This window comes from Streptomyces sp. NPDC006294, from assembly GCF_042870895.1.
Classification (GTDB): Bacteria; Actinomycetota; Actinomycetes; order Streptomycetales; family Streptomycetaceae; genus Streptomyces.
Genome location: NZ_JBIAHV010000001.1, coordinates 635,983 through 652,547, shown reverse-complemented (window position 1 = coordinate 652,547; position 16,565 = coordinate 635,983). Strand labels below are relative to the sequence as shown.

Annotated in this window: 13 protein-coding genes, 1 tRNA gene and 1 pseudogene; 9 read left to right on the top strand and 6 right to left on the bottom strand. The window is 69.6% G+C overall.

Features of this window, described 5'->3' with window-relative positions; all coding sequences use genetic code 11:
* Positions 1-94 precede the first annotated feature (94 nt).
* The 4 genes and pseudogenes from ACFYOP_RS02910 to ACFYOP_RS02895 all read left to right on the top strand — a co-directional run.
* Positions 95-1,087: pseudogene (locus ACFYOP_RS02910) on the top strand (DUF3631 domain-containing protein); the annotation flags it as partial.
* Between the two features lie 170 nt (positions 1,088-1,257).
* A complete protein-coding gene (locus ACFYOP_RS02905) occupies positions 1,258-1,455 on the top strand; it encodes a helix-turn-helix domain-containing protein (protein WP_356890279.1) in 198 nt (65 codons plus the stop codon).
* A complete protein-coding gene (locus ACFYOP_RS02900) occupies positions 1,455-2,591 on the top strand; it encodes a site-specific integrase (protein ID WP_356890204.1) in 1,137 nt (378 codons plus the stop codon). Before ACFYOP_RS02905 ends, ACFYOP_RS02900 begins: the two co-directional genes overlap by 1 nt.
* Positions 2,592-2,725: 134 nt before the next feature.
* Positions 2,726-4,486: a DUF4209 domain-containing protein gene (locus ACFYOP_RS02895; protein ID WP_356890202.1), complete on the top strand. Its 1,761-nt coding sequence runs from the start codon at positions 2,726-2,728 to the stop codon at positions 4,484-4,486.
* An 88-nt stretch (positions 4,487-4,574) separates the two neighbouring features.
* On the opposite strand, the gene ACFYOP_RS02890 is transcribed toward ACFYOP_RS02895, so the two are convergent.
* A tRNA-Val gene (locus ACFYOP_RS02890) sits at positions 4,575-4,649 on the bottom strand.
* 231 nt (positions 4,650-4,880) lie between these two features.
* Here ACFYOP_RS02890 and ACFYOP_RS02885 point away from each other — a divergent pair.
* From ACFYOP_RS02885 to ACFYOP_RS02870, 4 genes are all read left to right on the top strand, one after another.
* Positions 4,881-5,669: a DUF4097 family beta strand repeat-containing protein gene (locus tag ACFYOP_RS02885; protein WP_356890200.1), complete on the top strand. Its 789-nt coding sequence runs from the start codon at positions 4,881-4,883 to the stop codon at positions 5,667-5,669.
* Positions 5,670-5,866: 197 nt separating this feature from the next.
* The gene (locus ACFYOP_RS02880) at positions 5,867-7,198 is read left to right on the top strand and encodes a hypothetical protein (protein ID WP_356890277.1); all 1,332 of its coding nucleotides are present in this window, start codon (positions 5,867-5,869) and stop codon (positions 7,196-7,198) included.
* 158 nt (positions 7,199-7,356) lie between these two features.
* Positions 7,357-8,121, top strand: coding sequence for a DUF4383 domain-containing protein (locus tag ACFYOP_RS02875; RefSeq protein WP_388450686.1), 765 nt, complete (start codon positions 7,357-7,359; stop codon positions 8,119-8,121).
* 10 nt (positions 8,122-8,131) lie between these two features.
* Entirely contained in the window at positions 8,132-8,353 is a 222-nt protein-coding gene (locus ACFYOP_RS02870) for a zinc ribbon domain-containing protein (RefSeq protein ID WP_356890198.1), read from the top strand.
* Positions 8,354-8,450: 97 nt separating this feature from the next.
* Here the strand turns inward: ACFYOP_RS02870 and ACFYOP_RS02865 are convergent, their stop codons facing one another.
* Genes ACFYOP_RS02865 through ACFYOP_RS02855 form a run of 3 tightly spaced genes read right to left on the bottom strand, consistent with a single transcriptional unit; the run spans position 8,451 to position 12,957 of the window.
* Positions 8,451-9,308, bottom strand: a complete 858-nt coding sequence (locus tag ACFYOP_RS02865) for an HAD family hydrolase (protein WP_356890196.1) — start codon at positions 9,306-9,308, stop codon at positions 8,451-8,453.
* Positions 9,305-11,794 carry a phosphoribosyltransferase gene (locus tag ACFYOP_RS02860; protein WP_356890194.1) on the bottom strand — a complete coding sequence of 830 codons (2,490 nt, stop codon included), beginning with the start codon at positions 11,792-11,794 and terminating at the stop codon, positions 9,305-9,307. The genes ACFYOP_RS02865 and ACFYOP_RS02860 overlap by 4 nt, the downstream gene beginning before the upstream one ends.
* Positions 11,794-12,957: an HpcH/HpaI aldolase/citrate lyase family protein gene (locus ACFYOP_RS02855; protein ID WP_356890192.1), complete on the bottom strand. Its 1,164-nt coding sequence runs from the start codon at positions 12,955-12,957 to the stop codon at positions 11,794-11,796. Before ACFYOP_RS02855 ends, ACFYOP_RS02860 begins: the two co-directional genes overlap by 1 nt.
* Positions 12,958-13,169: 212 nt before the next feature.
* On the opposite strand from ACFYOP_RS02855, the gene ACFYOP_RS02850 reads away from it, so the two are divergent.
* Entirely contained in the window at positions 13,170-13,922 is a 753-nt protein-coding gene (locus ACFYOP_RS02850) for a TerD family protein (RefSeq protein ID WP_356890190.1), read from the top strand.
* A gap of 603 nt (positions 13,923-14,525) precedes the next feature.
* Here ACFYOP_RS02850 and ACFYOP_RS02845 read toward each other — a convergent pair.
* Positions 14,526-15,263 carry a Tellurium resistance gene (locus tag ACFYOP_RS02845; RefSeq protein ID WP_356890188.1) on the bottom strand — a complete coding sequence of 246 codons (738 nt, stop codon included), beginning with the start codon at positions 15,261-15,263 and terminating at the stop codon, positions 14,526-14,528.
* 102 nt (positions 15,264-15,365) lie between these two features.
* A complete protein-coding gene (locus ACFYOP_RS02840; protein WP_356890186.1) occupies positions 15,366-16,511 on the bottom strand; it encodes a DUF475 domain-containing protein in 1,146 nt (381 codons plus the stop codon).
* Between the last annotated feature and the right edge of the window lie 54 nt (positions 16,512-16,565).

The window sequence follows — 16,565 nt, the reverse complement described above, 5'->3', positions numbered from 1 at the left end:
GCCGGGCCCTCACCATGCCCAAGCACCGAAACCGCGTCCCCTACCCGAAAGCTGACGACCAGCGACGTCTCATCATCCCAACTGAAAAGCGGAGGTTAATGCCTCCGCGAACGCCCTCTTCCGGCTTGTGGAGGGCGACGGGGGCACTCCAACCCTCCTCTTCGACGAGATCGATACTGTCTTCGGCCCCAAGGCCGGAGGCAATGAAGAGGTCCGCGGCTTCCTGAACTCCGGATACCGGCGCGGCGGCAAGTCCCTGCGCTGCGTGGGAGACGGCTCCAGCCAGAACGCGGCATGGTTCTCGTCCTTCTGCGCCGTGGCCATGGCCGGTCTCGGCTCGCTCCCGGACACGATCCTGACCCGCTCCGTCATCATCCGCATGCGCAAGCGCGCCCCGAACGAGAAGGTCGAGCCCTACCGCCGTCGCGTCCACGAGAAAGAGGGCAACGCCCTGCGTGACCGCCTCGCGGACTGGGCCGACCAGGCTCGCGAGCAGGTCGCCGACGCCTGGCCCGAGATGCCGGAGGGTGTCTGCGACCGGCCGGCGGACGTGTGGGAGCCGCTGCTCGCCGTCGCAGACGCAGCCGGGGGCGATTGGCCGGCACGGGCCCGCGCCGCCTGCCTGGAGCTGGTGACCGCCGCGCAGGACAACGACGAAGCCTCGCTCGGGGTCCGGCTGCTCACTGACCTGCGCGACAAGGTGTTCTGCGGCGCCGACCGCATGCCCACCGCCGTTGTCCTCGAAATGCTGCTCGCACTGGACGACGGACCGTGGGCCGACGTGGACGACAAGCCGCTCAACTCACGGATGCTGGCACGGCTGCTCGGGCAGTACGTCACCCCCGCCAACAAGCCCATCAAGCCGCGCGGCATCCGCACCGCCTCCGGCACCCCGAAGGGCTACTACGCGGAAGACCTCACCGACGCCTGGACCCGGTACTGCCCCCCGCCCCCTCCCAGGTCCGCAACATCCGCCACAGCCGCCACACCGCAGGTCACAGGGGGTGAATCTGTAGCGGAAAGCGCCACAAGCATCCGCCACACGACGCAGGAAACCGCCACACCGCTCTTCCCCGTCACGGGCTGAGAGCCCACGGCCATAGGTGCCGCCACACAGCGCGTGTGGCGGCACCTATCCGCCACAGAACCGCCATCCGCCACAAATCCAAGCCGCTGACCAGCAATGTTGCGGCGTGGCGGATGTTGCGGATTCTCCGGAACGAAACCGACGCCCGCGCCACCGCCCTGGAGGCAGCAGTGAGTTCTGCCCTGCCCACCACTCACCGAGCGCTCACGGTCCCGGAAGTCATGGATGCCTTGAACCTGAGCCGCTTCAAGGTCTACGACCTCATCCGCTCGCGTCAGCTCCTGAGTATCAAGATCGGCCGGTCACGACGTGTTCCGGCTGACGCACTCCGCACGTTCATTGAGCACCAGTTGGAGGAAGCTGCCTGATGGCACGTAAGAGAAACCCGAACGGCGCCGGCAGCATCTGGCAGCGCAAGGACGGGCGGTACGAGGCACGGGTGTACGTCCCTCAGCCTGATGGAACCCGCAAGCGCAAGACGGTCTATGGGGCCACCTGGGAGGAGTGCGACGCCAAGCGACAGGAGCTGGTACTGCGGGACCGGCAGGGTGTCCCCACCCCGACGCGCTCCGCGAAGCTCTCCGAGTGGCTGCCCTACTGGCTGGAGGAGTTCGTCAAGGACGACCGCAAGAAGACGACGTACGCCAAGTACGAGACGCACGTCCGCCGCTACCTGATCCCGCAGATCGGGGCCAAGCGACTGGAGACCCTAGGAGCGGCAGACGTGCGCCGCATGCTCGCGAACGTGACGGCACAGGCGTCGTCGGCCACCGCCAAGGAGTCACACCGTGTCCTCCGCAGTGCGCTCACGGCCGCCTGTCGTGAGGAACTGATCAGCCGGAACGTGGTCAAGCTCGTTCCGGCACCCCGGGTGCAGCCGCGCGAGCTGCGACCGTGGGACCTGGAGCAGACGATGACTTTTCTGGAGGCCGCGAGGAAGGATCCGCTGTACGCAGCGTTCGTACTGGCCGTGGCGCTCGGCCTGCGCCGAGGTGAGGTCCTCGGGCTTCGCTGGTCGGACATCGACCTGGAGCGTCGCACGCTCACCGTACGGAACCAGATCCAGCGGGTGCAGAAGGAGCTCTACGCTGACTCGACGAAGAACCGCCGCAGTCGTGTTGTCCCCCTCCCACTCATGTGCGTGCCGCCGCTGCGCTGGCAGCGGCTGCGGCAGGCCACGCAGCGTCTCACTGCGGGGCACGAATGGCACGACAGCGACTACGTGTTCACGACGCGAACTGGCCGCACGGTTGAGCCGATGAACCTCAGCCGCTCGTTCCAGCGCATCACGGAGGCAGCGGGGCTTCCTCGCATCCGACTGCACGACGCGCGGCACGGATGCGCCACGCTCCTGTTCGCCGCAGGTGTGCCGGCCCGCGTCGTGATGGAGATCCTCGGGCACTCTCAGATCGCCGTCACGATGAATATCTACACCCACGTCTCCGACGACCACCGCAGGGAGGCGATGGGTCACATGGACCGACTGCTGCGGCGGCGGCGCTGAGCAAGCTGCGTCCAAACGCCTGGCCCGCAAGAGTTGCTGCGGGCCAGGCGTTGCATGACGCCACCTCTACTGCAGCCCTGAAGATCTCGGCAAACCGGTGGATCAACACGCGAAAGACCTCCACACTGAGCCGCATGCAGAGCGACGATGCGCTAGTGGATCTCATTGCGGGTTGGATCGATGAAGCTGCCCTCAGCGCCACATCTTTTCAAGCAACGCGGTCTTTCAACGAGAGGATTCCCATTAGCGAGCATGAAGGGAATCTGCTCCCCGAACAGGTCGAAATCGCAACTCGAAGAGCTGCAGCCTGGGCGTTCGCCTATCAGGTGCAGATAGTCGAGAACGACGGAAAATGGAGAGTTCGACTCACGCCGTACTTCAACGATTCAGGCGGCCACTCCATTCCGCCTCCAGTAGAAGACGTGCCGGACATCGGCATCGAGGTTTGGTGCAAACTGCACCAGAAGGTCACTTCGAATTTCGGAAAGGCGCGCCTCCATCATCTCTTGTTCGAGAGAAGAGTGGGTAGCGTACGCGACCATGCCCTCCTAGCCGCACGGTGTCACCTGAATCTTTATGACGACTGGGAAAGGGGACTGGACAAGCAAGAGAGCCTCAACATCGCCCTTCGACTGGCTCACGCGGTCGGGGCCGAAGAACTCGCCTCCGAAGTAGTCGAGAAAATGCTCGAAATGGCTCACCGAACAATGACCGGGGACGCGGAGGCGCCCGGAGTCACCCTTCGACTACTCCGGCCATTGGCGTACGAAAGACGCCTACCCGAGAGCCTCACTGACGCAGTCAACGCCGCCATAGAGACTTACAACTCCCCGTTCATCAGGGATCAGCTCTTCTACTTGAAGCTACACATTTGCAAGAATAGCGACGAGCGGCAGGCCATTCAGTCCCAGCACGTACAGGTCTGGCTGAATGCTGCCGACGAGGCAGCAGGTCTGGTCAAAGCAGGACACCTGAAGACCGCTCTCCAACGAGCTCACGATTTCGCAATTCCAGAGCTGATCGAACGTACAGCGTGCGCACTCCAGAAGATGAGGGGAGAGGACCTTGGCCTAGCAAAGTTCTCCGCATCCAGCGTCGTCAGTCAGGAGCAGTACGAAGACTTCCTGAGGCCGGTTTCCGGCTGCGCCGATTGGAAGGAGGCGTTGATTAACTTCACGTTCGCATACGGTCCTGCAGTCGGTAGTGTAGAGAACACACGGGAGAGAGCCGAAGAATTTGCGAGAAATTCCCTTTTCGCAAGCCTGACCTCCACCGAACTCTTGGGGTCAGACGGCCTGCCACGCTTTTCCCCTCGGAACGAATCCGACATCGAGGAAATGCGCATGGCGCGGCAGGAATCGTTCATGCTCCAACACACCGCTCCCCTGCTTGCCATGGCACTCCACAAGATTCCCGAGGTCCACGGATTGCCAACCGAGGAGGATTTGACTTCGTTCCTCGCACGCGGTGCATTGACCGAACAAGATCTCGCCGCCTCCATCGCCCGATGTTTCATTAGGTACTGGACCGGGGATCCAGAAGCGGCGACTTTCACCATCGCCCCCAAAATCGAGACACTAGCGAGAAACCTCGTGCTCGCACTTGATGCTGGAGTTTACAAGATTCAGCGAAATGAGAAGCCGGGACAATACCCTGGCTTGGGCTCACTACTTGGAGTTCTACGGATAAAAGGGCTTGATGAATCCTGGTATCGCAACATCCTCACGATCTGCGGAAACCCGGCCGGCGGCTGGAACCTACGCAATGAGATCGCGCATGGGTTCGTGCACGTCGCAGGATCGCCAGGGGCTGCGATCTTGCTTCAGTGCGTGCTGTACCTCTGGACTCTCGGCGCTAAGTCGGGGGATGCGGAGGAGGCCCAGCACGGGGCGTAGGCAGACCCACCGAGCCGATCAAGCCCGACTGCCGTCAACCACTACCGTCAAAGGCCCCCGCAGCGAGTTGCTGCGGGGGCCTTTGCACTGGTGGGCGCGGACGGTTTCGAACCGCCGACATCTGCTTTGTAAGAGCAGCGCTCTACCCCTGAGCTACGCACCCGTGGATGAGGCAACAGCGTACATGGCGCACACCGTGCAGCTCCAAACCGTTCCGCCGGTGCCCCCTGCGCGACCCGGCGCGGTCCCCGGCACCTGGCCGCCGGGCGCGGCACCACGTCGGGTACGGGGGATAGCCCCACCCGGGAGACGGTGGGCGGCCGGATCGATCGGGGGCGGGGGCGCTCGTAGTGTGAAGGGACATCACAGAGAGCTACTTGGGGGAACGATCGCCATGACACGCCGACTCCGTCGCCATCACCGCCGTGCCGTACGAGGCGGGCTCGCCGTGTCCGGGGTGCTGTTGCTCGGGGTGGGGCTCACCGGGTGCGGGAGTGCGGACGCGAGCGAGGCACCCGTGGAGAAGAAGTCGTTCCCGCTCAGCGGCAAGGCCCTGACCATCGAGTCCGACAACTCCGACATCGAGCTGGTGCCGGCCGATGTCGAGGAGGTGGAGGTGACGCGGCAGGTCGACGGGTGGGTGCTGTTCGGGAACGGGCCGGACGCCACCTGGAAGATGGAGGACGGGACGCTCACGCTCAAGGTGAAGTGCGACGCCGTCGCCAGTGACTGCGTGGCGCGGCACACCGTGAAGGTGCCGCGCGGTACGGCCGTGACCGTGGACGACGACAACGGGAGTGTTCGGGCGAGCGGGTTCGACACCGCGCTGACGCTGCGGTCGGACAACGGCAGCGTGACGGTCACCGACTCCAGCGGGGCGCTCGAGCTGGACAGCGAGAACGGCAGCGTCGTCGCGGAGCGGGTGACGGGCAAGAGTGTCGTCGCCCGGTCGGACAACGGGTCGGTGCGGCTCGAGCTGGCCGGGGTGCCCGATCTGGTGGAGACCGTGAGTGACAACGGGGGTGTCGAGATCCGTCTGCCGGCCGCCGGCGCGCCGTACGCGGTGGACGCCAGGAGCGACAACGGGGACGTGGATGTCGCCGTGCCGACCGACCCCGGCAGCAGTCACGTCGTCAAGGCCGTCAGTGACAACGGCAAAGTCGTCGTGCGCAGCGCGAACTAACGGGCCCGTGTGTTCGTCCTTACCTGGTGGGAGAATTAACCGCACCGGGACCGGGCAGGGCGGACACAGCACGGGAGAGGGATGTGACGGCGAGAGACGCACAGCCGCGCCATGAGGCACGAGCGCTCGCCGTCCGGGGTGTTCCCGCGAGTACGCCCCGGGGCCCCGGGCGGGTCGCCCGGGGTGTTCGACGCGACCTGCGGGGCGTCGTGGCGCTGGTGCTCGTCCCCGTGCCGGTGCTCGTCGCCGCGGCCGCGCTGCTGCCCGCGGCGTTCTCCGGGGGCGGGGGGACGCGTCGCTGGTTCGGCGGCCGGAGCGAGGGCCAGCGGGCGGACGCGCAGGCCGCGAAGGACGCCGCCGCGGCCGCGTTCTACGAGCTGGACACGGCGCAGCGGGACCTGCGGATCTCGATCGAGACGATCACGGCGGTGGACAGTTCGCCGGGGGCGCGGCGCGCCGTGGAGGACTTCGCAGCTCTGGGGCGGCGGATCGACGAGGTGAGTCATGCCTACATCTCGGCCGTCGACGCACACGACCTGGACCGGGACGACCTGGAGGCGTCGGTCGCGGCGCAGGCGCGTACGCAGCTGACCCGGGCGAAGGACGAGCTGGTCCGGGTCAAGGGGGATCTCGACCGGTTCGAGCAGGGGCTCGGGCCGCTGCTGGACAAGGCGGAGACGCAGCTGGCCATGCTGGCGCCGGCAGTGGAACGGGCGCGGCAGGCGCTCATCGCCGCGAGCACTGCTCTCGATTCAGTGCGCGGCTCCGGTCTGAGAGCGGACGACCTCGCCGCCCGCCTCGCCGCCCTCGCCCCCGAGCTGACCAGGCTCAACGAAGGCGCCGGGCGGCATGGAGTCCCCGAGACCCTGCAGCGCGCCGACCGTGTGCTGCGCGACGCCGAGGCCGTACGGGCCGAGGCGCAGCGACTGCCCGAGCGCGCCGCCGAGATCGACAAGCGCCTGGTGTCGTTGCGTACCCGCGCCCAGGCGCTCACCACCCGGTCGGCGCAGGTCGAGCCGGTGCTCAGCGAGCTGCGCCGCCGGTTCACGGTCGCCTGCTGGCAGGACCTCCAGCCCGTCCCCGAGCAGGCGGCGCTCGCCGTCCGCCAGGCCGAGGCGCGGTTGACGGAGGCCGGCAAGGCGCGGGAGGAGCAGCGCTGGCCGGACGCGTCGGCCCTGCTGTCCACGGCCCGCGCGCTGCTGAACCAGACCGACGAGGCGGTCTCCGCCGCCGGTGACCGGCTCCGGCGCCTGAACGCCGTCGCCAAGGACCCGCAGCAGGAGATCGAGCGCACCCGTTTCGCCATCCGCGACGCCCAGCGCCTCGCGATGGCCGGCCGCAACACCCCGGACCCTCGCCACGCGCGCCCTCTGGACGACTCGGTGGCCCGGCTGGACCGCGCCGTCACCGGGCTCGAGGGCAGGCACCCGGACTACTGGCACTTCCTCACCGAGACCGAGGGCGTGCGGCGGACGGTGGCCCGCGTGGTCGAGCAGATCCGCGAGGACCGGGGCGCCGGCAGCGGCTGAGCGGGCCGAGCGGGCTGAGCGGGCCGAGCGGTCAGCGGGCCGAGCCACGACAGCACCGACCGGCTCGCGGCACCGGGCGCCGCCGCCGGTTGTACGGCTGCGGCGCCGGGCGGATCCTGGGGTTCCGGGTTCACGCGCACGTACGAAGGAGGCCGGCGATGGCCGCACACGTACTGCACTCGAGGAGAACCGACCAGGCGGACGGCCGGGGCCACGGACGGCTTCCGAGTCCGGCCCGGCGGCGTATCAGACTGGACGAGCACCTGCCCGTCGACCACCGGCTCAGCCGCTTCTACCGCGCCGGTGCCGGGCTGATGGGGCTGGTCCTGGTCGCGTTCGGAATCCTCGGCCTCATCGACCGGATCGGCTTCTTCGACACCCGCGGCGACACCGTCGCGGGGCTGAACACCAACGGCGCGCTGAGCGTGCTCTCCATCGCCGTCGGGCTGCTGCTCTTCGTCGGCATGGTGATCGGCGGCAACTTCGCCTCCACGGTGAACATGGTGCTGGGCGTGCTGTTCATCCTCAGCGGCTTCGTGAACCTGGCCCTGCTCGACCGCAGCTTCAACCCGCTGGCCTTCCGGATCCAGAACGTGATGTTCAGCTTCGTGGTGGGCGTGATGCTGATGTTCTTCGGCATGTACGGGCGGGTCAGCGCGGGCCTGCCGCACGACAACCCGTACTGGAAGGCCCGCCACCCCGAGGAGGCCGAACGGGAGCAGCGGGCGAGCCGCCGCCGCGCGGACCTCGCGGCACGGCAGCCGCTCGCCCGGCACGCCCCGGCAGGCGCGGCTCCGCGCGCCCCGGAAGCCCCGGCCCGTGCGGCCCGGCCCGCAACCGACCGCGCCGCCGAACCCCCGATGGGCACTCCGCAGAGGACCAGACGCCGGCTGTTCTCCCTGAAGCCGCGCGCACGCCGCTAGCCTTACCGGCATGCCTCGTTACGAATTCCGCTGCCGGACCTGCGGCGACACCTTCGAAGTGAACCGCCCGATGGCCGAGTCCTCGGCCCCCGCCGACTGCCCCGAGGGCCATGACGACACCGTGAAGCTGCTCTCCGCGGTCGCCGTCGGCGGCTCGAACTCCGCCGCGCCCGCGCCGAGCGGCGGCGGCGGGGGCGGTGGGGGCTGCTGCGGAGGCGGCTGCTGCGGCTGACCCGACAGTTGCCGGGCCGGGCGGGCCCGGGGGGCGGAGAGCGTCACAAGAGCGTGCCGCGCCCGCCCCACCGTCCGGTCGAGAACCCCGTGACCGGTCACGCCACTGGCGGGATCACGATCTCGCTGACGGCCTGCCGCTCGTGGCGGAAGCGGCGCGCCTCCTCGCGCAGCAGCCGCAGGATCTCCTCGCCCGCCGCCACACCCGTCTGCGGCAGCGCGACGGCGTGCGGGGCCTGCCAGCCCGCCTCCGCCAGTTCACCGTGGCCGGGCCGCCAGGCGCGGTCGGCGGCGAGGAGCAGGTCGGCGTCGAGGAGCGAGTCGCCCGCCGCGAGGGTCAGCCCGGCGCCGGTGCGGCGGGCGACCTCGCGCACGGCGGCGCTCTTCGTCAGCGGCTTCGGCACCGCGTAGATCTTGCGGCCCTGGAGGGAGACGGTCCAGCCGCGGGCCTCGGCCCACACGGCGAGTTCCTTGACCCAGTCCTCCGGCAGCAGCGACCGCTCGACGACGAGGTACGCGAACAGGTCCTCGGCGACCCGCTCCTTGAGCAGCCAGGCCGGGTCGGCGGTCCGGTGCAGATGGTCCCGGACCTCGCCGAGGGGTGCGCACTCGGCGGTGAGCCGGGCCGCGACGGCTTCGCGCCAGTCCGGGTCGCTGACGCCGTCGACGAGCAGATGCCCGCCGTTGGCGCAGATCGCGTACTGGGGCGGCGGGCCGGGCAGGCTGATGCGCCGGTACTGCTCCCGGGTCCGGGTCGTCGTCGGGACGAAGACGGTGTCCTCGGCGAGCCCGGTGAGCAGCCCGGCGGCGGCCTCCGTCATGTACGACAGGGGCTTGTGCTCGTACACCTCGACGCAGAGCAGCCGGGGGGCGACGGCGTCGGGCATGGCGAGGCCGAGCGCCGCGGACGAGTAGATGAGCGTGCGATCGAGGTCGCTGGCGACGAGCACCGTCACTGGGACACCGCCCTGCCGTCGGCGCCGGTGGCGCCCCGGGTGTACTTGGGGTGGATCAACCCGACGCAGCTGTACGGGAGTTCGTCGACCTCCTCGACCGGTACGCCGCGCTGCTCCGCCAGCAGCCGTACGTGGTCGAGGTCGGCGCCGGCGCCGCGGCTCGCGAGGATCTTCCAGGGGACGCGGCGGAGCAGGACGCGGGTCGTCTCGCCGACGCCGGGCTTGACGAGGTTGATGTCGTGGATGCCGTACTCCTCGCTGATGCGCTCCACGGCGCGCCAGCCCTCCCAGGTGGGGGTGCGGTCGGCGGAGAGCAGTTCCTTGACGTCGGCGTCGACGGCGGAGGAGACCTCGTCGAAGCGGGCGGCGATGGTGTCGAGGAAGTGACCGGAGACGTCGGTGCCGGCGAGTTCGCGGTAGAACTTCGCGCCGTGGAAGTCGTCGGGGCCGACCAGGTCGGCGCGGAGCACCGTGCGGGATATCAGGCCGGAGACCGTGGAGTTGAGGCAGGCGGAGGGGATGAGGAAGTCCTCACGCGTGCCGTACGTGCGCACACAGCCGCCCGGGTCGGCGAGCACGGCGATCTCCGGGTCGAAGCCGGGGAACTCCCGCAGGGCGTCCGCCAGTTCGCGGGTGATGGCGCCCTTGCCCGTCCAGCCGTCGACGAAGACGATGTCGGCCGGGTCGTGGTGCTCGGCGAGCCAGCGCAGGGCGTTGGCGTCGATGCCGCGGCCGCGGACGATGGACACCGCGTAGTGCGGCAGGTCCAGGCCGTGCCGGTGCCAGGCCCAGCGGCGCATCAGCACCCCGACGGGGGTGCCGGCGCGGGCCAGCGACACGAGCACGGGGCGCGGCGTCCGTTCGGCGAGGACGGTGTCCGTGACCGTTCCGACGGCGCGAGCGATCCGGGCGGCCGACACCGTGAGCGCGGCCTCGAACAGCTGCTGGTACTGCTCGTTCGGCTGGTACTCGACGGGCAGCGACTCCGCGTAGTGCGCGCCGCCGCTCTGGATGGCCTCCTCGCGCTCCTCGGTGGGCGCTTCGAGCTCCACGTCGGAGAGGTCCTGGAGCAGCCAGCCGACCTCCTCGGGCGCGTAGGAGGAGAACGCGGGTCCGCGGAGCGGGTCGGCAAGCATGGAGGGCCTTTCAGGTCCTTCGAGGGCGTGGTTCTCCGGTAGACGGCCGGTGAGCGGTACGCCGGATTCCCGTACGTGGCCGGTTTCCGGCACGTAGCTGGGGACGACCGCGAGCACGACGCGCCCGGTGTGCGTCGCGAGCCCGGCCAGCAGGCCGTCGGGCGCGTGCAGCTGCGGGGTGTCGGCGGCCGAGTCGACGACGGCGACGACGGCGTCGAAACCGGCGCCCGCCACGTTGTACGCGTAGCGCTCGCCTGGACCGTCGGCCGGGTCGTCGTGGGCGGGGAAGACCAGCCGGGTGCGTATCGCGTAGCCGGGGTCGTCGACGGCGAGGACGGGCGAGCGGGTGGTGGTGGAGCAGTGGACCTCCGGCACGTCACCGGCCTGCTCCAGGGCGAGGGCGAGGCGCAGCGGCGCGTACATCAGCTCCTCGAAGCCGAGGACGAGCACCCGGCGGGCCTCCCCCACAGCTTCGGCGATCCGGGCGGCCATCGCGGGCAGCGCGGCCTCCAGGGCGGCTCGGTGGGCCGGTTCGAAGCCGTGGCGTCCCCCGTCGGGGACGCCCGCGGGCCAGTCGAGGTCGACCCGGACATGGCGCGGATCGGCGGCCGGTGGCGTGTCCGTGTCCGGCTGCTCGTGGTGGGCGACGAGCGCCCGGCCCTTCTCCAGGACGTCGTCCGGCAGGCTGACCGTGCCGGAGGCCATGGCCACCAGGTCGACGCGGGCGCCGATCTCCTGCGCGAAGGCGTCCAGCCGGCCGAGGTCCGCCGCGGAGCGCATGTCGACGAGCGCGACGACCACGTACCGCTCGCGCGGGTAGCGCGCGTGCAGGTCGCGGATGGTGTTGAGGACCGTGTTGCCCGTGGAGAACTCGTCGTCGACGAGCACCAGCGGGCCCGTGCCCGCCAGCAGGTCCGGATCGCCGGGCAGCAGCAGATGGGAGGTGGCGTGCGAGTGGGACTCCTCGAAGCCGCCCGCGGGGAGCATGCCGTCGACGGGGCGGCGCGTGGAGTGCAGATAGGGCGCGAGGCCGATGCCGTCCGCCACGGAGTGGCCGAGTCCGGTCGCCGTCTCCGCGTAGCCGAGGACGACCGCGCGCCGGCATTCGTCCGCGCCGAGCAGCTCACGGACGCGCACGCCGAGGTCGTGGCCCGCGCGCCAGACCACGCTCGGCCGCTGCGGCACGTGCTTGCCCAGCACGTTCGACACCAGCAGGTGCGCCCGCTTGGGGTTGCGGCGCAGGGCCAGGCCCAGCAGCTCCTGGAGTCCCTCGCCGACGAGTCCGACTCCGAGCCGCTCCGCGACCCAGCTTCCCGACCACACCACGTCTTCTTCGTCCCCTGTCGTCATCAGTCGGTGAGCCCGGCCGCGAGCAGCTCCACGAAACCGACGTCCTCCTTGGCGACGCCGAAGACCTCGGCCCGCAGCAGGGTCCGCTCGGCCCAGGCGCGATGCGGCTTCACCTCGTTCATCTTGTTCGTGTACGACGAGCGCAGCACTCCGCCGCCGCCGCGCTCCGGCCGCAGGATGTCCTGCGCGTCGCTGAACTCCTCGTGGCTGACCACGGACAGCGCGTGCACCGGCGGCACATGGGAGGGGTGGATGCAGGTCTTGCCCATCAGGCCGTTGGCCCGGTCCAGCTCGATCTCGCGGAGCAGACCGTCCAGGTCGTGCTCGATCAGCGCGGTGCGCAGCTCCTCGGCGCGGCCCTCGAGGAACGGGCTGCGGCGCAGCTGCGGCTTGAACATGCGCTCCTGGGACCTGAAGTACTCCCACACCGGTCCGGTGATCGTGAACCCGGTGCCGTCGGAGCGGCCGAGCACATTGACCACGTCGGCGATGACGGACGTCACGATCCGTACGTCGTAGGCGGTCATGTCGGGCGAGCGGCGCAGCCCGTACGCGGAGCAGAAGTCGGTTACGCCGAGGCGCAGCGCGAGGACCCGGTCACGGTACTTGTCGACGGTGCGGGCGATGCCGGTGAGCGCCTCGGTCCTGGTCTCCAGGTGAAGCAGCTCGGGCGACTCGAGGACGGGCATGGCGAACAGCCGCCGTCCGCCGGCGGCCTCCGCGGCGGCCGCCGCGTCCAGGAACGGTACGCCGCGGTCCTCGGTGAACTTCGGTAGTACGAATCCGGACAACAGGCGTCCCGCCGGCCCCAGGCGCTTCACGAGGTCCGGAATCTGCTCGGGGGTGCGGACCCGGATGAAGAGCAGCGGCACTTCCACGCCGCGCGCCTCCAGTTCGGCGAACTGCCGGACGAGGTTCTCCTCGGCGTCCGCCACCTCGGCGTCGTCGATGGAATCCTCCAGGCAGAGCACCATGGAGACGACCCCGCGGGCGGCCTGCTTGAGCACGTCGTCCACCAGCCGGGGGCGGGTGGCCGGGCTGTACAGCGTGGCGCCCAGGGCGGCGGCGAGCGTCCGGGCAGACGAGTCCCCGTCGAAGTCGCACGGCTCGTGGTGGAACAGCCGCGCCCGGACCGCGGGCGTGATGTGCCCGAAATGACGCATAGAGAATCCCCCGTACCGCCGGATAGGCCGTGACAACATGTGGCCGGTAATAGTACGTAAGCACAGGTGTCAAGAGTTCCCCAAGTGCATGAAATCGAGGTAACTCGTCCGCTTCTCGCCCCTGTCTCCCATGTGGCCGGGCGAGAGACGCCACGGCCCGGAACTGGGCCCCGCGTTGTCCCGCGACCGCTCGTACAGGCAGGATGACGGACATGACGCACGCGATGCTGAAGGGCTCGAACGTCCCTCTTGATGCCCAGGCCGTACGAGCCGTGCTGCGCTGGACGCCGGGCGCGGGGGTGCCGGATGTCGACGCGTCCGCCCTGCTGCTCGGCACCGACGGCCGCGTGCGCTCCGACGAGGACTTCGTCTTCTACAACCAGCCGCGTCATCCCTCGGGGCTGGTGCGGCGGCTGCCGAAGAAGCGCGTCGCCGACCATCTGACCGACACCGTCGAGGCCGACCTGGCGACGCTGGACGCGTCGGTCGACCAGGTGGTGATCGCGGCGTCCTCGGACGGCGGCACCTTCGAGCACGTGCACGACCTGCGGATACTGCTGCACGACGCCGGTGCGGCGGCCGGCGGTGAACCGCTGGCCGTCTTCGATGTGAAGCCGGAGACCGGCGAGGAGACGGCGATCATCTGCGGCGAGCTGTACCGGCGCGGCGACGGCTGGAAGTTCCGCGCGGTGGCGCAGGGCTATCCGACGGGGCTGGTGGGTCTGGCGACGGCGTTCGGCATCTCGGTGGAGGAGTCGGGCGGCGCGGCGCCGTCCGAGCCGGAGCCGGAGCCGGAGCCGCCGGCGTATGGCTACCCGCCGTCGGACGTGACGCAGCCCGCGCCCGCGTACGCTCCGGCGGCGCCGCCGGCCTACGGCTACCCGCAGCCGGCCGCGGCGGCGGCGTACGCCCCCGACCCCACGTTCCGGCTTCCGCCGATGGGTCCGCAGTTCCAGCGCCCCTAGCCACGCCTGCCCCCTCATCGGGGCGCTGCCCCGAACCCCGCGGCGTAGTCGCTGGCGGGGCCCGAACTTGCCGGTCCCGTCGGGGCTCCGCCCCGAACCCCGCGCCTCAATCGCCGGCGAGGCTGCGGTGGCCGGTTCCGTGCCGGGTCGGGCGCCTTGAGCGCGCGCGGGGCTGGGTCGGCCGGTCTCGCCGGGGCTCCGCCCCGAACCTCGCGCCTCAAGCGCCGGCGGGGCTTGAGTTGCCAGGTTCCGTGCCGGGTCGGCGGCTTGAGTGCCCGCAGGGCTGATTTCGCGGAGCGAAATCCAGCCCGGCCTGGGGGTGCTCCCCCTACGCCTGGCGGGGTGGGAGGTGCCCCCACCCACGGCCGCCAGGCCGTAGGGGGACCTTGAGGCCACAGCGCGAAGCGCGGGCCCGGGCGAAGCGCGGCACGCCGTCCGCAGGGCGGTACGGGCCCCGGGGTCGAGCCCCGAACACACCGCGCGAAGCGCGTACCGGGCCCGGGAGGGCCGGTACCCGCGCAGAGGCTGTCACCGGGTCCGGGGGCAGCGCCCCCGGTTCGGGAAGGGGCGGGCAGGGGAACAGGCCCGCGCAGCGGCCACCCCCTACGCTCGCGACTTGTACCCCCGCCCCCACTGCAGCCCCCACCCGTACAACCGGTCCAGCTCCGCCTGGAAGCCGTAGACGAACTTCACCTCGCGTCGCACGATCAGTTCGTTCTTGACGTTGTCGAGCGAGAACACCGCGCAGGAGCGGGCCTGCGGTGCGCGTTCGTCGAGTTCGATCTCGACGCGGGGGCCGTTGCTCGGGTAGAGCGTGACGTGCGCGTGGGTGCGGTCGAAGGCCGGGGTCTGGTCGTAGATGTAGACGAAGAAGAGCAGCCGCTTGATCGACTCGCGGTGGTCGAGGTTGACGAAGATCGTCTCGCCGGACGGCGCCCCGAACCGGTCGTCGCCGCTGAGCTTCACGTACGGCGGGCCGTTCAGGTCGCCGAAGAAGCTGCCCAGGGGCTGCACCACGCCCTTGCTGCCGTCGGTCAGCTCGTACAGGCAGCCGAGGTCGAGGTCGACGTTGACCACGCCCTGGGTGTGGGCCTGGACCACGTCAGGCTGGAAGAGCTTCATCGGGTTGCCCAGCAGGCGTCCGCTCTGGCGTGAGCGGCCCTCGATGTCGGAGGAGCGCATCCGCCAGGAGAGGTTGACGCGCAGGTTGCCGGTCGCCGCGCCCTGCTTGGTGAGCGAGACGGTCGAGTTCCGCCTGGTCAGCTCGATGGAATTGCTCGCGGCACTGCCCGAGTCGAACTGCGCCGCCCTGCCCCGCCACAGGTTGTCCCAGATGGCCATGCCCCACCCCGCCCTAGTCTCCGGTGCACCGTGCACAACGCCACGGGGCGGCCGGGAGCACCCGGCCGCCCCGCAGAGAAGCGTTCCTCAATGGTGGGGGCGTCACACCCCGGAGGAGACCCCGGCCTTCTCGTCAGGGCCGCGCCCCGCACTCTCCTCCGCCTCGAGCGCCTTGTTGCGGCGGACGGAGGCCAGGAAGGACGCGGCGATCAGGAAGACGCCGACGAGACCGGTGATGATCTCGCTGATCTCGTACTGGATGGTGATGAGGAGGATGACCGCGAGCGCGCCGATCGCGTAGTGCGCGCCGTGCTCCAGGTAGACGTAGTCGTCCAGGGTGCCCTGGCGGACCAGGTAGACCGTGAGGGACCGGACGTACATCGCGCCGATGCCGAGGCCGAGCGCCATCCAGAAGATGTGGTTGGTGATGGCGAACGCGCCGATGACGCCGTCGAACGAGAACGAGGCGTCGAGCACTTCCAGGTACAGGAAGAGGAAGAACGCCGCCTTGCCGGCCAGGCCGACCGCGGAGACGGGCTTGCCCTCCTTCTTGGCCTGCTCCTCCTCCTCGTGCTCGCGCTCCTCCTCTTCCTCGAGCTTGTCCTCGAAGTAGCCGGAGAGGCCGCCGACGACGAGATAGGTGATCAGACCGGCGACGCCGGAGAGCAGGACCGTGGCCGACTTGTCGGCGTGGCCGGTGCTGGTGTGCGCGTTGGTGGCGAAGGTGATCGCGGTGACGAGCAGGATGATCAGTGCGGTGCAGACCGACAGCATGTCGATCTTGCCGAGCTTGGCCAGCGGCCGCTCCAGCCAGGCGAGCCACTTGTGCTCGCGCTCCTCGAAGATGAAGTCGAGGAAGATCATCAACAGGAACATGCCACCGAATGCGGCGATCGCGGGATGCGCGTCGGTGACCAGGGCCTCGTACTGCTCCGGCTGGTCCATGGCCAGCTCGACGGCCTCGATCGGCCCTACCTTGGCACTGATGGCGACGATGACGACGGGGAAGACCAGCCGCATGCCGAACACCGCGATGAGGATGCCGACCGTCAGGAAGATCTTCTGCCAGAAGGCGTTCATCTTCTTGAGGATTCCGGCGTTGACAACCGCGTTGTCGAACGACAGCGAGATCTCGAGGACCGACAGGATCAGTACGATCCCGAACGCCTCCCAGCCCCACTGCCAGGCGGCGAATGCGAGGCCGGCCGCCGTAACGGCGAACGACCAGCCGAAGGTTTTCAGAACCACTGGCTACCCAATCGTGTAATTGTCCCCCGGGTGATGCCTGGGGGAGTCTCCCCC